The 20710-nt window shown below is 56.8% G+C and carries 18 protein-coding genes and 2 tRNA genes; 4 read left to right on the top strand and 16 right to left on the bottom strand.

Going from position 1 to position 20710, the window contains the following annotated elements:
* Nucleotides 1–18: 18 nt before the first annotated feature.
* From LJD17_RS03245 to LJD17_RS03225, 5 genes are all read right to left on the bottom strand, one after another.
* Entirely contained in the window at nt 19–306 is a 288-nt protein-coding gene (locus LJD17_RS03245; protein WP_227382694.1) for a YciI family protein, read from the bottom strand.
* Between the two features lie 35 nt (nt 307–341).
* Nucleotides 342–929: a TetR/AcrR family transcriptional regulator gene (locus LJD17_RS03240; RefSeq protein ID WP_227382693.1), complete on the bottom strand. Its 588-nt coding sequence runs from the start codon at nt 927–929 to the stop codon at nt 342–344.
* A 562-nt stretch (nt 930–1491) separates the two neighbouring features.
* A tRNA-Arg gene (locus tag LJD17_RS03235) sits at nt 1492–1568 on the bottom strand.
* A 595-nt stretch (nt 1569–2163) separates the two neighbouring features.
* Nucleotides 2164–4026 (bottom strand): hypothetical protein, encoded by a 1863-nt coding sequence (locus LJD17_RS03230; RefSeq protein ID WP_227382692.1) that lies wholly within the window; start codon nt 4024–4026, stop codon nt 2164–2166.
* Between the two features lie 430 nt (nt 4027–4456).
* On the bottom strand, nt 4457–5002 hold the full coding sequence (locus LJD17_RS03225; protein WP_227382912.1) for a recombinase family protein: 546 nt from the start codon (nt 5000–5002) through the stop codon (nt 4457–4459).
* A 1094-nt stretch (nt 5003–6096) separates the two neighbouring features.
* On the opposite strand from LJD17_RS03225, the gene LJD17_RS03220 reads away from it, so the two are divergent.
* Nucleotides 6097–7044: a lysozyme inhibitor LprI family protein gene (locus LJD17_RS03220; protein WP_227382691.1), complete on the top strand. Its 948-nt coding sequence runs from the start codon at nt 6097–6099 to the stop codon at nt 7042–7044.
* Between the two features lie 307 nt (nt 7045–7351).
* Nucleotides 7352–7600 (top strand): DUF6894 family protein, encoded by a 249-nt coding sequence (locus LJD17_RS03215; protein ID WP_227382689.1) that lies wholly within the window; start codon nt 7352–7354, stop codon nt 7598–7600.
* Between the two features lie 608 nt (nt 7601–8208).
* Here LJD17_RS03215 and LJD17_RS03210 read toward each other — a convergent pair.
* The gene (locus LJD17_RS03210) at nt 8209–8475 is read right to left on the bottom strand and encodes a helix-turn-helix domain-containing protein (protein WP_227382687.1); all 267 of its coding nucleotides are present in this window, start codon (nt 8473–8475) and stop codon (nt 8209–8211) included.
* A gap of 121 nt (nt 8476–8596) precedes the next feature.
* Between LJD17_RS03210 and LJD17_RS03205 the strand changes: the two genes are divergently transcribed.
* The gene (locus LJD17_RS03205) at nt 8597–10078 is read left to right on the top strand and encodes a serine protease (protein WP_227382685.1); all 1482 of its coding nucleotides are present in this window, start codon (nt 8597–8599) and stop codon (nt 10076–10078) included.
* 14 nt (nt 10079–10092) lie between these two features.
* On the opposite strand, the gene LJD17_RS03200 is transcribed toward LJD17_RS03205, so the two are convergent.
* The 9 genes from LJD17_RS03200 to LJD17_RS03160 form a co-directional block, all read right to left on the bottom strand.
* Nucleotides 10093–11043, bottom strand: coding sequence for a hypothetical protein (locus LJD17_RS03200; protein WP_227382683.1), 951 nt, complete (start codon nt 11041–11043; stop codon nt 10093–10095).
* Nucleotides 11044–11119: 76 nt separating this feature from the next.
* On the bottom strand, nt 11120–11647 hold the full coding sequence (locus LJD17_RS03195; RefSeq protein ID WP_227382681.1) for a site-specific integrase: 528 nt from the start codon (nt 11645–11647) through the stop codon (nt 11120–11122).
* Between the two features lie 568 nt (nt 11648–12215).
* A tRNA-Arg gene (locus LJD17_RS03190) sits at nt 12216–12292 on the bottom strand.
* Between the two features lie 232 nt (nt 12293–12524).
* Complete coding sequence (locus tag LJD17_RS03185; protein WP_227382679.1) at nt 12525–13250, bottom strand: TfuA-like protein; 726 nt, start codon at nt 13248–13250, stop codon at nt 12525–12527.
* Entirely contained in the window at nt 13247–14458 is a 1212-nt protein-coding gene (locus tag LJD17_RS03180) for a YcaO-like family protein (protein WP_227382677.1), read from the bottom strand. Before LJD17_RS03180 ends, LJD17_RS03185 begins: the two co-directional genes overlap by 4 nt.
* Before the next feature lie 2 nt (nt 14459–14460).
* Nucleotides 14461–14757 carry a hypothetical protein gene (locus LJD17_RS03175; protein WP_227382674.1) on the bottom strand — a complete coding sequence of 99 codons (297 nt, stop codon included), beginning with the start codon at nt 14755–14757 and terminating at the stop codon, nt 14461–14463.
* A gap of 37 nt (nt 14758–14794) precedes the next feature.
* The gene (locus LJD17_RS03170; protein WP_227382673.1) at nt 14795–16594 is read right to left on the bottom strand and encodes an adenylate/guanylate cyclase domain-containing protein; all 1800 of its coding nucleotides are present in this window, start codon (nt 16592–16594) and stop codon (nt 14795–14797) included.
* A gap of 341 nt (nt 16595–16935) precedes the next feature.
* Nucleotides 16936–17616 (bottom strand): TerC family protein, encoded by a 681-nt coding sequence (locus tag LJD17_RS03165; RefSeq protein ID WP_227382671.1) that lies wholly within the window; start codon nt 17614–17616, stop codon nt 16936–16938.
* 141 nt (nt 17617–17757) lie between these two features.
* Nucleotides 17758–18087, bottom strand: coding sequence for a hypothetical protein (locus LJD17_RS03160; RefSeq protein ID WP_227382669.1), 330 nt, complete (start codon nt 18085–18087; stop codon nt 17758–17760).
* A 281-nt stretch (nt 18088–18368) separates the two neighbouring features.
* Between LJD17_RS03160 and LJD17_RS03155 the strand changes: the two genes are divergently transcribed.
* Nucleotides 18369–19349, top strand: a complete 981-nt coding sequence (locus tag LJD17_RS03155; RefSeq protein ID WP_227382668.1) for an aldo/keto reductase — start codon at nt 18369–18371, stop codon at nt 19347–19349.
* A gap of 27 nt (nt 19350–19376) precedes the next feature.
* On the opposite strand, the gene LJD17_RS03150 is transcribed toward LJD17_RS03155, so the two are convergent.
* Nucleotides 19377–20408 carry a cysteine synthase A gene (locus LJD17_RS03150; RefSeq protein ID WP_227382666.1) on the bottom strand — a complete coding sequence of 344 codons (1032 nt, stop codon included), beginning with the start codon at nt 20406–20408 and terminating at the stop codon, nt 19377–19379.
* Nucleotides 20409–20710 lie beyond the last annotated feature (302 nt).

Below are 20710 nucleotides of genomic sequence, written 5' to 3'. Positions count from 1 at the left end.
GGTGAGTGGGCGGCGCATTCAGTTCACGAGGAAGCTCAGCCGCTCGTCGGTGAGGGACGTCGCGATCTCGAGGATCTCTGCGCTGACGATGTTTTCCACGACGAAGGGATCCCGGTTGACGCGGGCCTCAAGCTCCGAGAGCGAGGTATCATGTGCCAGGATAGCCCCGCCCGCGTTGGGCTGAAGGCTGCCGACGACGAGGAAGATACCGTCTTCCATGCCGCGCCGGATCCACGCCTTGTGGCCTTCCATGAATTGGGGGGCTTGAGCTTTGTTGGCTGAAAACCTGAGCAAAACGACGAACACGGAATCGAGCTCCTTCGGATTTTGGTGGAAGAACATCACGCGGAAAGTGTGCCGGCTCTCTGGCCACAGGCCTCCAGCCAGGCGTACATCCGATCGACCTCCTGGCGAAGGAAGACCTCGTCGTGAAAGGCATTGGCAAGGGTCGCGACGCCTTGGCTCCATGCGAGAATGTGCATGGCCGATGAGTCGGCCTCTGCCTCGAGGCCGAGCAACGCGAACTGGCGGCACAGCCAGTCGCGAAACAGCGTAAAGATCCTGTTCGCCTCTGCTTGGGCGACATGATCGAGCTTGGCCAACTCGGTGCAGAGCGTGCCGACAGGACATCCGTAACGCATGATCCTCGTGCGATTGATGATGAGGATCCCAATGAAGCTGCGGATCCGGTCGGCGGGGAGCTGCCCTTCGGCCTCCCATCGATCAAGCATCCTTTGGGTGTTGGAAAGACGCAGCGCAATCACGGCCTCGAGGATTTCGTCCTTGCTCTTGAAGTGGTGGTAGAAGTTTCCGCGCGAGATCTGGACGGCCCCTGCGATGTCCGCAAACGAGGTGTGGTCGTACCCCTGGTGATAGAACAGAAGATCGGCCGCCTCGATGATCTGGCCGCGGGTTGTCCGAGCACTCATGTCAACCGCCTCCCGTGGCGTGCCGTATTCGCCGGTCTGCCCGAGGCCGAGCGCCGAGTGATCGGACTGGCGGGCATGGCCTTCCCGGCTGACCAAAGCTTGATGAGTTGCAGGAACATGAGGCGGTCCGGCGGACAGGCGAAGGCTTCTAGGACGATTGACCTAAAAGCACTTCTAGGACGCCTGTCCTACATCCGTCAAGGGGTAGCCGGTCACTTTGAGAGTTCTCTCCCGGATTCAGGGAAATACTCCCTGGTCCACCCTCATCATCAGGTAAGCTGCCGCAAGGTTTCCGGGTCGTCCGTCGTGAGGTAGCGCGTTGACCGTGTCCGGTCCGGATCACGTCAAAGGCGAAGAAGCGGGCCATAGCGGGATTCGCTGCCGGTCCCGTCTCGGGCTCCCCGGCAGTCAAGCTGATGCGGCTTTGCCCCGAGAGAATCTGCCGAGAGAATCCGCAAAGACGATCTTTGATCGAACGGGCTCGAGGGCGAAAGCCCGCGGCAGGTGGAGCGTCACCGCTGGTGGAGGCGCCAAATTTCTACAGGCATTTTGGGGAGTTAGATGGCGCACCCGACACGATTCGAACGTGTGACCTTTGCCTTCGGAGGGCAACGCTCTATCCAGCTGAGCTACGGGTGCTTTGGCCGGAACAGCTTGAATTTCAATCCGTTACACAGCTCCCTCTATCAGTTTGTTACGACCTGGGAAAGGCAAAAATCACACCCAAAATGCCTCTCGCTGTGACAGGATTGTGACAGGAATTTCCTATCTGAGAGAGCGACGGTCCACCACATAGTCGCCTCAGAATTCCCCATGTAGCCGGTCCTGCAATCAGCGACTTAGAGGGGCGTCGGGTGACAAGTTTGGCTGTTACTTATCTATCGGGAGCGATAGGACTTCTTGTGGTTTCGACGGGTATCAAAGATCCCCATGGGGTCCGCCTCATGCATATCTTGATCGCGGCCCTTGGATGGCCTCTGATCGCTCCTGTGATCGCATGGAAGGCCCTGACCCGCCGCTGACGTGAAGACTATTGTTGATCGATAGGATGGCCGTCTCTTCACAATCAGAAAGACTTGTTGAGTTGACCGACCTGAGAAGCGGGCCGAGACTGGTCACAGGTGGATAGCTTCCTTTCCTCCCTCTGGAAAACTGAGGTTCCCTTTCGGGAGCCTCTTTTGTTGATTTCGCCAGGAGAGGACGTCAGATCTCACTAATCCTGTCCGACCCAGACCTACGCTGCAACTCCGAACGCCACAGGTATCCTCCGAAGATGAGTGAGGTACTTGCCCGTCCCCCATTCCTCCAAGCCCAACTCTTCCAGTGCCACCTGGAACATCTTGTGATGGCGAATGGTGGTCCTGAAGTTGGATCGGTCCTTGATCCCGACTGCCCGCTGGACCTCTTTGTAAGCCAATGCTCCGTTGGGATCGTCCTCAAACCAGTTACGCACATAGCCGACAGCATCGGCCACCTTCCCTTGAGGTTGTTTCTTAACGGGCTCCCAAGTGACGATATGCGCCCCTGGAAACACCTTAGGGAGGAGGCCCTTAATCCCACTGCGCGGGCTCGCGATCAGATACGCAGTGACAGGAGGACACTCCCCATTCTGGTTCTGTCTAACACTGCTCCGACACAGGGCTTGCAGGATCATATGGCTATGTTCTCCCAACGTCGTGTTTCTGATCATTTGATCGGTCAGGAGACCTGTGGACGCCGGGCGACCTGAGGACAGCCGAGCGAGCCCTTCATAATGGGACAGCGAAGGGAACAATGTCCCTGCCAGGATCACATTGGACACGTCCTTGAACTCATTGGTGCCGTCATGGGCTCCCCAGTTGAGGAAGCGAACCTTATGATTCCCAGAAAGCCCTTTGCTCACCTCAAGGGGCAGATCCAGAAGACCGGGCTTGTGTTTGTGATGGACGACAAGCCAGTCCTCATTGGGCTTCGTTGCAACTACGCTCAGGACGCCTTTGACGATCTGGTCTCCACTGCCCCTGTAGGCCGACTTACCGCCTCCATGATCCCAAACATTGATCGTGAGGTTGTCATACCGCTTCGTGGCAGATGGGAGCCGGATGAGGTCACCACGTCCTCTTTCCCAAAGATCATAGGTTGCCCTCACTCGGGCAGACGCATCGAGGGCCAGGATTGGCTTGATGTCTTCAGGGAGGGTCGTCCGGTAATCGACAAGGGTAGGACCTTTGTGACCATCAACCCGCACGACCGCCTTGTGACCCATGAGGGACCATAGATCCTGGACCGCCTTACGTTGGTCCTCCGGTTGATCAATGACGAACTTAGAAACGTCATTCAATCGGGTGTCGAAGGTCACGTCCAACGATGGGACATCAATGATTGTCTTGTCGACTAGGCCACGAAGATGAACGAAGAGCTCCTCCAAGGCGTCTGTGAGCCCAGGATAGGAACCTCTCAAGGTGGAGAGAAGAGAGGCAATGCTGTCTCGCCTAACGGCAATGGCCCGCCCTGGGAGAATCGCTTCGTCCCAAATTCTGACCTGTCTGACTTGGCCCCTAAACTGAAGCGCCTTCACCTCACTGAAGGACTTGTAGACACAACGAGCCTCAACCATGGCCTGAGTTGTGAACAGGACACGGCCTTCCTCAGGACAACCACAGCCTAAGGAGTTCAGGTCAATATTGTCCTTAGCCGTCAGCACGGCGAAGTCCTGATCTTGAAGGCTAATTTCTCGGACCACTGTCTCAATCTGTTCAAGTCTTCCAAGACAGATCAGAGCCGAGATACCCTTGTGATCCTTGGATTGAACCAGTTCCCTCAGGAAATGGATCATCGCTGTGGTCTTCCCAACACCAGGATCAAGGCTGCTGACAAAGTAGACCGGATCACAGCTTCCCTGGGCCATGTTCGCCATGACTTGGATTGCAGCTTCCAGGGCTGTCCACATCTCATGTGTTGGAGACAAACCACGGTGATCAAAGGTGGTCCTGAGACCATTCATTGTCCCTTGAACAAGAGGATCTGAGATACTCAAAGTGGTAGTAACATTGTTATAATTATCTGGAATTTCTACCACATCGACAAGTTCATTAAGGCATTCTCTTTCTGCAATCATAGTATTGTCTGCTTGAGTGTCCCCAATAGGCTCTTTTGCATCAAACTCAAAAGGATCATTGGACACAGCTCATGCGTCCAATGTTTAGCCTTATAGGAGCCGTATCCTTGTTAGCGGTCATGATGATATTCGACATGAGGAGAAACACATCCTATGTCACCTTGAATGGCCACAAGAAGCGATCATCCTAGTGTATTTTCATGACCTCTACTATGGTGATTCTAAAAGCAAGTCAAGTTTAGTAAAATAGTTTCTTAGCCTGTACTACACTTATACTCTTAAACATTTGAATGTGTATAGGTGTGTGGGTGTTTACACAGGCTCCCAAACCTGCTTGTCTTTAACTGAGCTGTGGAATTATGTGGGCCACATAGCTCCCAGTCACACCTTGAAAGCCCTCGCTCCAGGCGTAAGTAGGGTCTCGGTATCCCTAGGTCGCTAAGACCCTGAAGACGGACCGTTCACCCACACCAAGTCGCTTGGCAATCTCCCGCTTGGAGACACCTTGGGAGGCCAAGGCCCTAATCTCTTCCGTCTTGGCACGGGCGGTCGGGGCTCGGCCCTTGTACCTCTTCTCGGCCTTGGCCTTGGCGATCCCCTCACGCTGACGCTCCAGCATCATTTCCCGTTCAAACTGAGCGACGCTGCCCAGAACATTGAGCATGAGCCGCCCTGTCGGGGTGTTGGTGTCGATCCCAAGGTCAAGGATCCTCAGACCGACTTTCTTGGCCTCTAGGGTGGCAATGATCTGTCCCAGGTGGACCACGGAGCGGGCGAGGCGATCCAGCTTGGTCACGACCAGAGCGTCACCCTCTCGGACGTACTCCAGGACCGCATCTAATGTCTTTCGAGGACCAACGGAGGAGGTTTGCTCTAGGAAGACCTTGCCGCATCCGAGTGCCTTCAGATCGCGCTCTTGAGCCTCCAGACCGGCTAATTGATCGAGAGTGCTTGTCCGCCCGTAGCCTACCAACATCGTCATGTGCATGTCCGCCATTAGGTTCTAAGATATAACGGCAGAGTCTATGCCAAAAATCAAGATCCACTTCAGTGGCGGACAACTTCATCCACAAACGGCTATGCCACACGGCCAAGGTCTAATGGCTTGTAATCATTGTAGCGCCCGACAGTATTTCGATTGGGCGGCGAAGAGATTCGTTTGAACGGAGGAAATGCAAAAGTGGCACAGGGTGTATGTAAGCTGACGGGGCTTCGCGGGAAGTTCGTGAAATCTCACCTTATCCCAAAGGCGCTTACTCGACCTGAGACTCCGGGAGCGGGACTCATTCAGTCTGGGCCCAATAGGATACCCATCAGGCGTTGGGATAGTTGGTACGATAGCGAACTCGTCATCCAGGCTGGAGAGAACATTTTAACAGCTCTTGACACCTGGGCTGTTAGCGAGCTGCGAAAACAAAAATTGGTGTGGAGCGGATGGGGGGCTATGCGAAAGCTCACCACCGAGGCGACTTCATCGTTTCCCCCCCATTGGGGGCTTCGTAGTATCCGGAACATAGATACTGGGCGTCTCCGCTTGTTTTTTCTAAGCCTCTTGTGGCGGGCGGCGGCGAGCAGTCGTCCGGAATTTTCAGAGGTACAAATACGTCCGCAAGATTTGGAGTCGTTGCGCTACATGTTGCTTCATAATGACCCCAATCCGTTGTCGTTTTATCCAATCCAACTCACCCAACTTTCGACAGTTGGAATTGTGCATAACCTCACTCCTCTGAGGCAGATCAAAACAATTCCTGCAATCGGTGATGGGCCTGAGAGGTCAGTACCTATCTTCCGCTTCTATTTCGACGGTCTGATAGTCCATTTCCACTGTCAGGCCGATAACGACGGAGTTAGCGAGAGCAGGGTATCGGTCGGAGGGGATAATGAATTGCTGATCACAACGGTGACATACGAGCAATCCTTCCAGCGCGAAAATCTGGAGCTGATAATAACCGAGACTTATGGACCCTAGTCAGATGAAAGGTTACAGCACATAGAGGGCTAGCGATCCTCCGGATCGTTTTCAGCTTTGCGAAAAGAGAGCTTAGTTCCAAGCGTCGAAGGACTGAATAGATGGTTAGGCCGAGCCACGTCGAACAAATCGTCGATTGGAAGGAACGTAGGGGACGCTCGCGACTAGGGTTTGAACTTATTTACCACCTCGAAAGTCTCAAACATCACTGGGAGAAAGCTTCCTCGACGGTCGAGCAATTCTCCGACTTCGTCCCAATGCGGATTGCGACTATCTTGGAAGTGTTTTCGAGAGAGACAGTTCGAGACATCATCGACACTGGGTCGCCTTATCTTGATCGTGCCGAGAGTTTATTCAAAAATGTTAAGATTGATTTTTGGTTTGCTACGAACCTTCACGGTCGACGGTTATCTCTTGGCGACATTATCGCCCATTCAATTTCAGTAAACGACATCACTCAAGTAACCTCCGTTCTTGAGAAGCTTCTACCTGGATATCGCGAAGCGCTTCCGAAAGTGTGTGACCGCTTGTCTGTGGAAGTAAAAGGTTCACAGCCAGTGCCTATAATCGACGACACCGATCTTATGTTTACAACACTGGGTCGGCTCTTTGAGGTACGTCACATATTGACACACGAAATCCCTCGCACTGCCGCATATGAAACAACTGAGATCAATGGATTTCTGAAGGCAGCGGAGGCTTTCTTAAAAGCGACGGATTGGTACGTCAGTCAACAGCTCAGAGGCGAGGTGCCTTTGACGCAAACCGAAATGAACATCCACGCTGGTGATGCGCTTCAGGCCGAATTAGAGAATCTCAAGGAAAAATACAGCAAAGTTGAGGCTCTCCCTGATATAAATAAGCAACTTCTGGCTGACTGTCAGAGTAAATGGGAATTATTTTCCGACAGTGAGGCTAATTTACATGCTGCTCTTGTGGAGGGGGGATCAATGTACCCCTTGGTTTGGGCCTCCGCAAAGCAAGAGCTAGTAAGGCAAAGGTCCGATCAACTCCAGTGGTGGCTTGAGAGAGAGGAAGGGGATCTTTGAATCCTTGCTGCGAACACGCTCAAGATTGCCGTGGCACTAGTTTAGGTGGCCCAAGGTTTCCCTTCCGCTACTGCCGAACCGGAGGACGTGGTGCTTCCGTTTGGGGCCCATCTTGACCATGTTGCACCCGGGGGACATGCAAGGCGAGATATCTTCAAGAACGCGGCTAAAGGTCTTGTTGGTGTTGTTGGACCTGATGTGGCCGTGTGGCCTCCCTTAGGAAATCGTCGCTGTTGGCGAGGCCCGGAACACACGATTCCCGACTTAGTTGGCTTTCAGCTCAACCCGAACAGTCAAGGGTGAATTTATGCCTCGCTATTTCTTCAACGTGCATATCGGGGAACACACAGTCTTTGATCCTGAGGGACAGGAGTTCCCAAATGCGGATGAGGCGTGGGAGGCGACTAAGGCGATGGCTCAGGACCTCATGGCCACTAAGTTCACCAAACCGGTAAACTGGGCGTCTTGCCATATTGAGGTAAATGACGAGGCCGGTGAGATTATCCTGGAGTTTCCATTCCTGGAGGCTGTCCCGTTCACACAGCAACCGCACTGACACTTACATGTACATGCCCAGCAGTGGGCCAGCGGGCGCTTGGGACTCCTGTAACCAATTGAATCCCCAGGAGGACATGGGACCGGAGCGCCTTCAAAAACAGAGCTAAAGGTCTTGTTGATGTTGTTGGACCTTGGGTAGCAGGGAACGCCCTGGAATCTCTGAGGGCGCAACCGATCTCGTAATGCGGGACGTCTCTGGACAGCGAATTAGTTGGAAGCCTTCGCTGGACACACGGGAGACCACCAGCCGACCTTGCAAGCCCAATCGTTGTATGCGGTCCATCCCTGTACGGCTCCTCCAAAACCGCCCGCTATGGCGAAAACGGAGACAACGAAGGCCCAGAAAGCCTGAAGTCGGGTAAGTCTCACCCGTGTCTCTACAGGGTGCCCATCCCAGTAGAGGTTTCCTTTGTGATCAAGGGCGAAGAGGCTAAGACCTTCCACCGAAATCGGCCTAAGGGATTGCTCCTTCCAGTCCGCAGGAGGTTCCATGTGGGACCACTTCACGCGCCTAATCTGATCCCAGTCTATTTGGGCCATCTATGCTACTTCCCTGGAGATTTGCGAGGGGCCTTCAGATCGAGCCAATCGCGATCATGGGGCTTGTCAGGAGAACCTTACGGCGCGAAGCTTCTCCACAAGGTGGACAGGTAAGATGTGTTCGATGCCGCGATAGATCCAATCCAATGAAACACCGGTCTTGTTGACGATCTTCATAGCTTCATCGAGTGAGATGCGCCGTCTACTGGACGAATAATGGTTCCAGGCTTGATCCGTGATTCCCACGAATTGACAGAAGGCCCTAGCCTGTTTGAAGCCTAACGCCTCACGGAGGCTATTCAGGCGAATGGCAATTACCTCCGGTTTGTCCATGGCTCTCCTCAAACCCCCGTCCGGTAACTCACCGGAGCCGAGTTAACCCATACTGCCTATAGATTCCGTTCTACAACCTATGCCATTTTCTAGACAGGTTCGGGCTGGAGTTTTAAGTTTTATGCGTTGGCTTTTCGCAATTTTGTTCTTGATGGCTTCCATCGGGGCAACATCGGCGCAGTCACGGCCTCAAGGTTACGCCGACGCGGAACGAGCCTTTACGCAATTTACTGTCGATGAGCGTATCAAGCTCCAAGTGCTGCTTACGGCCAATGGATACTGGCCCGCCGTACCCAACGTGAATCTCAGCAACCGCCTCTTTGAGGCAATCCAACAATTCCAAAGGGAAACGGGTAGGTCTCCAACCGGGGTCATTGATGAGGACCAAGTCAAACAGCTACTGAATAACGCACTGCCCTTGCTCCAGACTTGGAACTTTCGCTCGATTTCCCATCCTACACGAGGCCATCCTATCTGGGTTCCTTTGGGACTGGGGCTCACTGCCGAACGGACTGCAGCAGGTACACTCTGGAAGGATCCTCTGCAACGGACGTCCCTTGGTTACTCGCACTTCCCGAGGACAAGCCTAGAAGCCAACTACCGCAGAACGGCCTACGAAATCGTGTCTGAGGGCGGGCAAATCCACTTCAAGGTCAATAAGCCGGATTTCTTCGTAATCTCATATTCAACCGCAAACGGATTGGATGGATATATGCGCTATCACCAGGACGGTGATGGCATCCTTGGTTTTCTCCTGCTCTGGAAAAACAGCGAATACAGTCTCCACATGGAGAGGGTCGCAACGCTAGTTTCGGGATCCTTCTGGGCGTCGATGACGGGAGCACCTTTCACAGAACCGCCCACGATGACCGCCCCACCACGGGAAGCCGTCGCGGTTGCGCGACCCTCAGAGCCCATCGCTCCGCCAAGTGCTATCCCTGCATCACCTCAAGGCCCTAAGGAGGAGCCTGAGAAAAAAGGATCATCATCTGGTACAGGCTTCTTCGTCTCGCAGGACGGCCACATCCTTACCAACGCTCATGTCGTCGACAACTGCTCTTCCATCGGCGTGAAGACTGAAAATGGCGACATGGCCTCGGGAAGAGTCCTTGCCCAAGATAAAGCAAATGACCTCGCGCTTCTGAAGGTTAGCCTCAAGCCATCCAAGGTTGCTGCCTTTCGTATTGGCATCCGCTTGGGTGAGGGCGTCGCGGCCTTCGGTTATCCCCTTAACACTCTGCTCTCCAGTTCGGGGAACTTTACACTTGGCAATGTCACCGCTCTCTCGGGGCTGAGAGACGACAGTCGTTACCTTCAGGTATCCGCTCCTGTTCAGCCCGGGAACTCCGGAGGTCCTCTATTCGATCAGAATGGGAACGTGGTTGGTGTTGTCTCCGCCAAACTGAACGCCCTGAACGTGATGCTGGCGACAAACGGGGACATCCCTCAGAACGTAAATTTCGCGATCAAAGGAACAATCGCATTGAGCTTTTTGGAGAGTAACCGTGTCACGATAGACCAAGGGACGGCGACCCAAACGGTTCCTCCTGCCGATATTGCTGATCAGGCTAAACTTATGAGTGTCCTGATCCGTTGCGAATGAGTGTTTCACGCCTGTCACGCCTCACTACTGAGGACTTCTGATAGTTGGAGGTCTCCAGGAGTGGGATGTAAGTAGGTCAGCACTCTGATCGGAGCTGACGCATGGATCTTCAGCAAAGCTCCAATATCGAGACGTGGCGACAGGTGGTATCCGATTACAATGCCTTGAAGGCGGCGTCCTCCAGCGAGAAGTATGGCTTGCGGGTTATCGAGATAGCGACACATCTGATGGACAGACTGGGCGCTTATTTGCCCCTTCTTCAGTTCAAGGATGAACATCACATCTCTAGTAAGCAGGAGCATATCTGGGACATCCCGCTTGTAGGGGGTGGCCCCTCCCTCATTACGTCCCCAGCGGGGGTGCTCGATTACCTTAGTGACCGCACCAAAGAGTTCCCCGAAACGCCCTTCACTCAAGCCCATAGCCAATACGGTTTGGAGGGCAGCTTCGGAGACGATGACGCTCGACCTATCCCGTCGGTATGTTGTTGGTAATCGCCCACGCTCCCTTTCGATGGCATCGATGGTCTCGTCTGTCAGGATCGACAGCAGTTCGCGAAGGTACTTAATCTCGACGAAGATGTTCTGACCTCCGGAGGTTTCCCACTCAAATGGAATCTCCGCACTGGCAAGGACGTCTCGATAGCCCTTCTCCACTGTGACACGGTCAATGGAGGGTCGGCCCGAGTATTGGTCCAGCACGATGACCCATCGTTCCTCCGAGGAGCGGCTGAAGCCAACATAATCCACGCCACGGTGAGTGTTCAGGTGCTTGGGGCTTGGGTGTTTCGTTCGGATTACACATGTGAGCCCGTGATCCAATATGAGCCCTACCGTCGCTTTGAACTCCGGTGTCAGTGTCCATCCACGGGCGAGATACTTATGCCCCTCTTGCTCAACGATCAGGCCAACCCCGCCACATTCAGTGAACTGGACTGCCCCCTGTCTAGCGACGACTTCCGCCACCGTGCGCTCCTGGCCTCCGCGAACAGTCTGCAAGATACCACAGAGGCCGAGCGTGGCCAGGAGGCGAGCTCAGAACTTAGGAGTTTGCCGCGAGTTTCTGGGCAATGTCCTCAGGACGAGGATGGGTATATCGGAAAAGCATCCGAGGATCTCGATGGCCAGAGATCAAGGCAACCTCGGGGACACTGAGACCCATCTCGAAAAATCTGGAAATGGCTTCGTGGCGCAGGTCGTGTAGCCGCAGATCACCAACGCCCGCCCTTGTGACCAGACGCTCCCAGGCTAAGCGGACCGCATTGGGTGTCACTGGAAAGACCCTCTCCGTGGTTCGCGGTATTTCACCTAAGACTCTCAAAGCTTCGGCCGTTAGTGGGATAGTGCGTGGATGGCCATTCTTGGTCGTGCGTAGCGTCAGAGTTCTTGCCGCCTCATCGAGATCCCTCCAAAGGATGGATAGAAGCTCCCCTCGCCTCATCCCTGTTTCAATCGCCAGTGCAATAAGGTGACGGAGATACCACGCTGATCGAGAGTTGAGCGCACCGAGCAGTTTGGCCTCATCCCCATCAATCAAACGTTTCAACCTGGGACGCGAGTCAGTAGGCATCTTGATGTCGCCAATGGGATTTCGCGAGATTGGAATTGACCACTCACGCCGAGCGACCTCAAACACATGACGTAAAATGACTAGTTCCCGACGCACGGAGGCTGGCATCACCACTCTGAGCCGGTCGTCCCGATACTGGGCTACGATAGCTCCAGAGAGACGCTGCAGGGACACCTTAGCGAGGTCATGCGCACGGAGCTTCCGGATCCTGGAGCGCTCGAACCTCGCGCCTCGTTTCCTGGGTGTGATTTCTCGTTCATAGCGGTCCAGTAGATCCCCGACAGTTATCCCCTTGAGTTCCCGAGTCTGGATTGGAAGGTCTCCTCGGTCGAGGGTGGTCTCAAGCGTCCTTGCCCACAGAGCGGCATCGGCTCTCGTTAGGAACGATTTCGTAATGGGTGGATAGCCCTCTCGACGGACTTGGGCTTGCCAGGATGAGCCGCGTTTGCGGATAGAGGCCATAGGTCATTTCCGTTCAGCTGTGACAACGCTGTGACGGACTGACGTTCAGGGGCTATTTTGGAGACCTGGGCACCTCGTGAAACCCTTGTCTAGCAAGGATTTGAGATGGCGCACCCGACACGATTCGAACGTGTGACCTTTGCCTTCGGAGGGCAACGCTCTATCCAGCTGAGCTACGGGTGCTTGAGGCGATGAGCCTTCAATTCCACTACCCGATTAGATGCAAGAGGGCAACCTCTGAGGTGGGGCCGGCAGAGCTCGGCAGGGTCTCAGCGTCGGCTTTTTTGCCCTCCGGTCCGCCAATGCAAGAACCGGGCTGGCAGATCTTGTTATTTTATAATGCTCAAAGCCCAGTAAAGCGTGGAGAGATTTGGGGGCGATTTCCCGAACACTCCCGGGCATCTTGGACAGGATTTCATCGTGCCCCGCGCTCAAGCAGTTTCTGCCAGTGCAAGGTGTCGGGAAAGATCATGGCCCGAGGCTGGCAACGGCCAGGCTTCCATCTTGCCATCACCCGGATGAGTTCCTGTGCATCTTCAGCTTTAAGATCGACTTTTCCCTGAGGCAGCCAACCGGCCAATCGGTCGAGGCTCGCGGCCTTCACCGGGTAACGGCGATCGCCGCTCAGGAGAGCATCCCATGTACGATCTTTGTAGAAGAGCGCCTTTGCGTGCATGAGCAGAGTGGAGGCTTCATCCGTTCCAATGACGGATTGGCTTTGCGCTTCCGCGAGCGTCGCACGGATGTTCACCAGCGCCTCCGACAAGGCGCCATATCCCAGCTCGGGCGGCCCGTGCTGCAGCGCTACCTCGTCGTCCCCTTCGATCGTCCCATCCCGATACGCCTCGAAGATTCGCCCGACGCCGATCATTCCGAACCGGCGCAGCTCAACCGCCCGGAGGGCTCCCAAGCTCGATGCGCCGAACACGGCAACGTTTCGAGACATCGTCCAGAGGATTTCCTTGTGCCAAGGGGACGCCATGGTCTCGAAGACCCCGTCCACGAGCCCGATGGCAACCGGCTCCTCGCCCAAGACATTCACGATGTCGCCGCAGGCCGCCGGCGGGCGGATGCTCACGTTTGGGCTTTCGGACAGATCGACCTTCGAGAGGCTCGGCCCCCCAAAAACAATCATGGTCATCGGCAGGACATTCTCCTGAGGCGCGGACCGGCTCGTAAACCGGAATGGCGATGCATCCCTTCAAGCGCGGCGATCACCACGCGGACACAGGGGATCCCGATTTGGGGATCCGTCAGATCCACCATCGCGACGCTGTCGATTCCCGCTCGACCCAGGCGCCGGAGAACCTCGTCGAGATCGGCCCCCATGCTGGACCGGGCAAAGGACGAGGTTTGGATCGGACACCTTGTGCCGGCTGCATCATTCCAGGTCGCCAGCAGGGCCCCCAGGCTTTCGTGCCATCCGATCAGAAAATACCTCTCGAAGGGCAGATCTTCACGAGCTCCATGGATGAAGGCGAGCCGACTCTGAGCGGCCTCGGCAAGAGCCCTGCACATGGCGACGCCGGCGGAGGGGTGGCACCCGCCACCCGCGAAGGAGCCCAGGAAAGGCGGCCTCCCCTTCTGATCGTCGATCATGCAAAAGCAGCTCGGAATGCCAATGTCCGAAGTGGTATCCCAAAGAGCGACACTGATACTGGCGGCGCGGTAGCGGCGCAGCAACTGGTCGGCATAGGGATCGTCAATCTCGTTCAGGGCGATCCGGGTTCCCGCGCGGGCCTCGGGGGCGCGATGGCGCCATAGGGTCAGAGCGTCCCGCTCGACCAGTTCGCAGATGGCATGAAGCTGAGCCTCCTGAAGCGTGTTTCCCGCCGCCAGTCCGTTGCTGCTCGCGAGAAACCATCCATGCCCCTGCGGCAATGGCCAGGAGAAATCGGTCGTCACTAGCTCTTCGGGGACAAGGACAGCCCGTTCCCGCAGCACATCGTGGGCTTCAATCCAGGGAATCGGGGTTGTTCTTGTAAGACGCCTGCGAAGAAGATGCCTGGGAAGAACGTGGCTCCCGGAGACAAGTTGCGCCGGGCTTCGCCACACGGTGGGATGTCGGTGGGATTGTGCGGAATAGGATTCCACCGATTCCATGATGGCGGAGACCTTCGCGGCAGCCAGCGTCAGGCCTTTTCCCTGCTGAACGGACAAACCTCGCGCTTCCGGGCGGATGGAGACCGCGACGGGAATGCCGATGTAATCGAGTCCCGTGATATCGGCGACGCGGGTGATTCCCAGGCAATCGAGCGTGGGCCACAGCCTTGCAAGCGTCTCGGAAGGATCCTCGACCCGGTGAGTTCCCTGGACGTAGCGCTTGTCGCCTTCCGCCCTGCTCCGCAACCCTAGGCCTTCTTGCTTCCTGAACGCTTCGCGCCTGTTTTCACGCCTTTTCGGGCTTTGCGCGCGCCGTAGGGCGGAGGCTGAATGTCGGCGTCAGCCACAACCACCACGTTGATCATGACGGCCTCACCGACCTCAGGGGCGTTCCTCAGAATCTGGTCCACCTGGTCGCCTTTGATCTTCTCAAACTTCTGGACGCGATAGCTCTCCAGATGTGCGGAAGGAATCATATAGATCCGTCCCCGTATCCGTACGAACAACGACTCGTCCGACAATTCCGACAGTGGAGCTTCAGCCATGGGATCGCCTCATCGCCCGTGGTGAGGAAACCTATGTTTAGTCAGGAATTCCAACACTCCTGAGCATGAATTCCATCGTATCAAATCTTCCGTCGGAGGTAAATTTCGACCGAGCGCGCCACTCGGAAATGCGGAAATTCGGATATCGCCTGAGAAATTCCTCAGTAACTATTTTGGCTCGTTCGAGCTTCTGTTCCTTTACGAGAGAAGCGATCAGGATACGGAAGGCCATTTCCGGTTTCTGTCTGCCGAGCAAGGCGCGATGCGCCATCTGCGCGGCTTCAGCGAAACGCTCCTCAAAAAAATACGCATATCCTTTGGCGCACAGAGGATGATAGATTTTTGGATCGAGCGGGCTCAACGCCATTGCCCGTTCGGCGGATTCATGCGCGCCTGCGAGATCCCCTAGGTAGACACGCACCATGCTTCTGCGCATCCAGCCCTCCGCATAGTTCGGATTGAGCTTGATCGATCGGTCGATCCATGCGGAACCGGCGTCGAAATCTCCGGTAAATGCCGAGATCGCATGCCCGCTCAGGCAGAGCGCCACAGGATCATTGATGTCTGCTTCGATGGCCGACCAGGCGAATCGGAGCCCTTCTTCGATCTCCGCCGCGGTGAGAATGCCCCAGCCTTGATCCTTCTTCGCGGCATAGCATGCCGCCGCATGGGCAAGGGCGGGAGCATAATTGGGATCTTGCTCAAGGGCCCGCTTCAAGAGCTGGAGCGCCTGATCGTTTGCCGGTCCCGACAGGGCGATGCGCAACGCCAAAGCACGCAGATAGCAATCATAGGCGTCAAGGCTTTCCGTCGGCTTTCGCTTCGCACCCTCTATTTCCGTGAAGACGATCCTTGGCTCGATGGCAGTCACGATCCGTTCGGTGATGCTGTCCTGGAGGGAGAAAATATCCGACAACTCACCGTCGAAATGCTCGGCCCACAACGTTCCTCCCGATTCTGTATCGATAAGCCGAGCAGCGATCCGCACCCGGCCGTGCGACCGTTGAAGGCTTCCCGTCACGAGAAAGCGGACGCCAAGATCTGACGCAACGCTCGCCAGTTCGAGATGACGCTCCTTGTAGGAAAAGGACGACTCGCGGGCGATGACGAAGAGATTCCGGAAAAGAGACAGCGCCGTCACGATGCCTTCGACAATGCCGTCCGCGAAATACTCCTGGTCCGGATCCTGGCTGAGATTGACGAAAGGAAGAACGGCCACCGAGGAGTGTTTGGCCCGGCCGGCGGACAGGACATGCGAAACGTGCCCTGCCCTTGAAAACGACGCCAACGCATCGGGCAGGGCCGCAATATCGTCGGGCGAGACGCTGAAGATCCTCACGGGGCGGGCGATATTCTTGAGATGATGCTCGCCCATGTCGGTAAAGCGGACCGCCATTCTGTCGCGGATCTGCTCGAATGTGGCCTGCGAGATACAAATACCCCCGGGGTCGGCCAATGCCTCGAGTCTCGCGGTCACGTTGACACCGTCGCCAAAGATGTCGTCCCGTTCGACGATAACATCGCTGATGTTGACGGCAGCCCGAAAGACGATGGTGTTCGGAGGGTCTACGGCCTTGCGGCGGATCATGCCCTGCTGGATCGCCAAGGCACAGGTGACGGCATCGATCACGCTTGGAAATTCCGCCAGAAGCCCGTCGCCGGTATTTTTCACGATCCGGGCACTAAAGCTTGAGATCAGAGGATCGACGAGTTCGGTCCGGTGCCGCTTGAGCTCATGATGAGTGCCGTCCTCATCGACTTGCATGAGACGACTGTATCCCGCGACATCAAGTGCGAGAACGGCTGCGAGGCGATGGATTGCATTGCCCTTGTCCATTGCAGCCCTTTGCCGTTTCTGACCGAACGGGACGCATTGGAGGAGGGATTTTCAACTTTTCCTTTAACCCGCGCAAGGTCTTGGATCTTCACGGTCGCTCGACCGTCGAAGCACGCGGGGGCCGTGAGCTCGGCCTCATCCGACATCGTCCTGCGCCCGCGAACTCATGCTCGTGCGGGCGCAAGGACGTGTCGGAGAGTGTTCGGTCAGATCAGCTTGTCCAGATTCAGGAACAGATTGAGCCAAGCCGACGCAACGGCTCCGGATGTCACGATGGCATTGAACCAGAACATGACGGCCTCTGGAATGGAATGTCCGAGCATTCTTTGGTCCTCCTATGATCAAGCCTCGCCTTCGGCGTTGCGCCGACGCAGGCCGTATCCCACCGCGACCACAAGGGCAGCGGCCACGATCGCTGCCGGGATCTCGGCTCTGTGCGCCAGTTCGTGACCCAGTTTGCCGACGACCCATGGATCCGACACCACCATCTCGCCGGCGACCCATCCGAGAAGAGCGGCGCCAGCCCAGACGAGCAGGGGGAATTTATCGAGCAACGCCATGATGATTGCGGCTCCGGCGATGATGAGGGGGATGGAGATCGCCAGTCCCAGGATCAGCAGGAAGGTCGAGTCCTGGGCGACGGCGGCGATCGCCAGCACGTTGTCGAGGCTCATGACCGCATCGGCAACGGCAATCGTCCAGACGGCATGCCAAAGGCGATCCGTCTCCTTGACGGATCCTTCTTCGTCGTCTCCGGCCAGGAGCTTCACGGCGATCCAAAGCAGAAGAACGCCGCCGATCACTTTCAGGAAAGGCGTGGACAGAAGAGCAATGACCAGAACGGTGAAGAGGATGCGCAGGCCGACCGCAACGCCGGCGCCGAGCACCATGCCGGCGCGCCGACGCGTCGGAGGAAGCCCCCGGCATGCCATGGCGATCACCACCGCATTGTCTCCGGAAAGAATGATATTGATCCAGATGATCCCGAGGACCTTCAGGAGCGAGGGGAGGAATGTTTCCATAAGTGAGAACTTGCACAACGGCGAGGCCTGTTAAGGCCCGGCCTGGGAGATAAGATGAGGAAGAGTGTCGGCACGAGCCCGCCTCGCTCGAGGCGTAGCGGAAACTCGGTTCAAAACCGCAGGCGTTCCCTGCGTGGTGAATCAGGCTCGCGGAGGACCTGTCGCCCGCCAAGTCGCCAGCAGGTGAGGAGCACGGGCGGCGACCTGAGCTCTTGCAAGGTGCGTGCCCCCTCGGAGCCCGATCGACGGAAGGACGGCCCCCCTTACCGGAACCAGTGTCCTGACCTCGTCACCGTCATCCCCGAAGTCCGTATCGGCTTCGCCGAGCGTTTCCTCGACCGCAACGCCGAGGGCCGCTTGGGCCAGGGAGCTGTCGTCGAATGCGACCAAGTGCGCCCACGAAAGGCACACAAGCAGGAGAAGCGCCTGAAGGCAGCGGCCAAGCCTGGAATGGTTGCATGGTTGCGGCACTGCTCGATCCGATGCGGCAAAGACCTTTCGGCCTGAGGGCTGAATGCTGCTACCCGATTAGAAGCCGATGGGCAATTCAATCCCAAAATACGCTCATGTCCCGGAGATCCGCGCGCCGGTTTCCGGCACGAGATCGCCCATGCACCGCTTGACCGGGAGGCAAAGAGGATCATCTTCCCCTCCGGCAGGTTGAAGGCGGGCGGCCTCTCGCGACCATCGCCGCCTCTTCAAGCCGTCACAGCCACGCTTCCTTTCACCCCATGACCTTTCGGAGACCCGCCATGCGATATCGTCGGCTTCGCGATCTTGAAGTTTCTGCCCTGGGCCTCGGATGCATGGGGATGTCCGACTTCTACGGGGGCCGCGATGAATCCGAAGCCGTTGCCACGATCCATCGCGCAATCGAGCTCGGGGTGACCTTCCTCGATACCGCAGACATGTACGGGGTCGGACAAAATGAGGAGCTCGTCGGCAGGGCCATCCGCGACCGGCGCGGTCAAGTCGTGCTGGCGACCAAATTCGGCAATGTCCGCGCCCCGGATGGGGCCTATCTCGGGATCAACGGAAAACCGGATTACGTCCGCCAAGCCTGTGACGCGAGCCTCAGGCGCCTCGGTGTGGAGGTGATCGACCTTTATTACCAGCACCGGGTGGACCCTCAGACCCCGATCGAGGATACGGTCGGCGCCATGGCGGATCTCGTGCGCCAAGGAAAGGTCCGCTATCTGGGATTGTCGGAGGCCGGCCCGGATACGATCCGTCGGGCGAACGCCGTCCATCCGATCACGGCGCTGCAGACGGAATACTCTCTCTGGAGCCGCGATCCCGAAACCGACATTCTGCCGGTGGTACGCGAGCTCGGCATCGGCTTCGTGCCTTATTCGCCGCTCGGCCGCGGCTTCCTGACAGGGCAGATCAAGAGCGTCGATGACCTCGAGCCCGACGATTATCGCCGCAACACTCCCCGGTTTCAGGGAGACAACTTCCAGAAGAATCTGGACCTCGTTCACGAGATCGACCTGATGGCGCAGGAAAAGGGCTGCACGTCCGCGCAGCTGGCCCTTGCATGGGTTCTGGCCCAGGGGAACGACATCGTCCCGATTCCCGGCACCAAGCGGCGGCGCTACCTTGAGGACAACCTCGGCGCCCTCGAGGTGTCTCTCAGCCCAGACGACATGGCCCGGATCGACCGGGTGCTCCCGCCCGGTGCGGCGGCGGGAACACGCTACGCGGCACCGCAGATGCAGGCACTCGGACGCTGATCGGCCCGAGCGCCCCGGCACGACATCTCACGAGACAAGGCCTGGATCGAGCGGACCCGTCCGTTCGAGCCAGGCCGGAACCGGCAGGTTCTTGGAGCGCAGGAAATCAGGATTGAAGAGTTTCGACTGATAACGTGTGCCGTAGTCGCAGAGCACCGTTACGATGGTGTGGCCGGGGCCGAGATGCTTCGCCAGCCGGATCGCGCCGGCGACGTTGATTCCCGAAGACCCGCCGAGACAAAGTCCTTCGTGCTCCAGAAGATCGAAAACGATCGGCAATGCCTCCTCGTCCGGGATCTGAAACGCGACGTCAGGCGTGAACCCCTCGAGATTCTTTGTAATTCTGCCCTGGCCGATCCCTTCCGTGATGGACGAGCCCTCGGCCTTCAGGGCCCCGTCCGTATAGTAACTGTAAAGGGCGGCCCCCATGGGATCGGCCAAGCCGATCGTGACCTTTGGGTTCCGCGCCTTGAGAGCCATGCCCACGCCCGCAAAGGTTCCTCCGGTTCCGACGGCGCAGATGAAACCATCGACCGTCCCTTCGGTCTGCTCCCAGATCTCGGGACCGGTGGTCTCGATATGCCCTTGCCGGTTCGCCACATTGTCGAATTGGTTGGCCCAGATCGCGCCATTGGGCTCGGATGCCGCCAGCCTTTCGGCCAGACGTCCGGAGACCTTCACGTAGTTGTTGGGATTGGCGTAGGGAACCGCCGGCACTTCGATGAGCTCCGCGCCGCACAGCCGCAGCATATCCTTCTTTTCCTGGGCCTGCGTTTCCGGAATCACGATCACGCTTCTGTAACCCAGGGCGTTGCCCACAAGCGCAAGACCGATTCCGGTATTTCCTGCGGTGCCTTCCACGATCACGCCGCCCGGGCGCAACAGGCCCCGCTTCTCGGCATCCCGGATGATGAACAGCGCCGCACGATCCTTGACCGACTGCCCCGGATTCAGAAACTCTGCCTTGCCGAGGATTCGACAACCGGTCATCTCGGATGCCCTGCGCAGCGTGATCAGTGGTGTGTTACCGATCGCCTCCACGATGCCACGATGAATCATCCTCTCATGTCTCCTTGGTTGCCGATACGGTCTTGTACAGGATGCGGGGTGCCCTCCTCCAGCCCTCTCGGGCCTGCGTGCCAAGGTTGCACGGAGAGCAGAGGCAACGAATAAACTCTGGCAATCAGCAAATAAACCAGATGATCAGGATTATAAATACATCTTTTATTACTTTGTAGTTATCTTTAGCTCTTTTTGATTATTTTGTTCTGCATTGAACTGTATTGACCGCTTCACCGATGGTTCTACGATGATTTGCCTTGGTCGCTCTTGGCTGGCTTGAATGCCCATACAATACCATT

Origin of the sequence: Microvirga rosea, assembly GCF_020595095.1 — a bacterium.
Taxonomy (GTDB): Bacteria; Pseudomonadota; Alphaproteobacteria; order Rhizobiales; family Beijerinckiaceae; genus Microvirga; species Microvirga rosea.
The sequence above is the reverse complement of the archived record's forward strand: the minus strand, read 5'-3'. Positions and strand labels throughout refer to the sequence as shown.

Bases quoted from the DNA above. Each gene is read 5' to 3' on its own strand.
- LJD17_RS03215 (WP_227382689.1), top strand. From the start codon at position 7,352: ATGCCTCGCTATTTCTTCAACGTGCATATCGGGGAACACACAGTCTTT.
- LJD17_RS03195 (WP_227382681.1), bottom strand. From the start codon at position 11,647: ATGCCTACTGACTCGCGTCCCAGGTTGAAACGTTTGATTGATGGGGAT.
- LJD17_RS03150 (WP_227382666.1), bottom strand. From the start codon at position 20,408: ATGATTCATCGTGGCATCGTGGAGGCGATCGGTAACACACCACTGATC.
- LJD17_RS03185 (WP_227382679.1), bottom strand. From the start codon at position 13,250: ATGACCATGATTGTTTTTGGGGGGCCGAGCCTCTCGAAGGTCGATCTG.
- LJD17_RS03205 (WP_227382685.1), top strand. From the start codon at position 8,597: ATGCGTTGGCTTTTCGCAATTTTGTTCTTGATGGCTTCCATCGGGGCA.
- LJD17_RS03220 (WP_227382691.1), top strand. From the start codon at position 6,097: ATGGTTAGGCCGAGCCACGTCGAACAAATCGTCGATTGGAAGGAACGT.
- LJD17_RS03170 (WP_227382673.1), bottom strand. From the start codon at position 16,594: ATGGACAAGGGCAATGCAATCCATCGCCTCGCAGCCGTTCTCGCACTT.
- LJD17_RS03210 (WP_227382687.1), bottom strand. From the start codon at position 8,475: ATGGACAAACCGGAGGTAATTGCCATTCGCCTGAATAGCCTCCGTGAG.
- LJD17_RS03225 (WP_227382912.1), bottom strand. From the start codon at position 5,002: ATGTTGGTAGGCTACGGGCGGACAAGCACTCTCGATCAATTAGCCGGT.
- LJD17_RS03155 (WP_227382668.1), top strand. From the start codon at position 18,369: ATGCGATATCGTCGGCTTCGCGATCTTGAAGTTTCTGCCCTGGGCCTC.
- LJD17_RS03165 (WP_227382671.1), bottom strand. From the start codon at position 17,616: ATGGAAACATTCCTCCCCTCGCTCCTGAAGGTCCTCGGGATCATCTGG.
- LJD17_RS03230 (WP_227382692.1), bottom strand. From the start codon at position 4,026: ATGATTGCAGAAAGAGAATGCCTTAATGAACTTGTCGATGTGGTAGAA.
- LJD17_RS03240 (WP_227382693.1), bottom strand. From the start codon at position 929: ATGAGTGCTCGGACAACCCGCGGCCAGATCATCGAGGCGGCCGATCTT.
- LJD17_RS03175 (WP_227382674.1), bottom strand. From the start codon at position 14,757: ATGGCTGAAGCTCCACTGTCGGAATTGTCGGACGAGTCGTTGTTCGTA.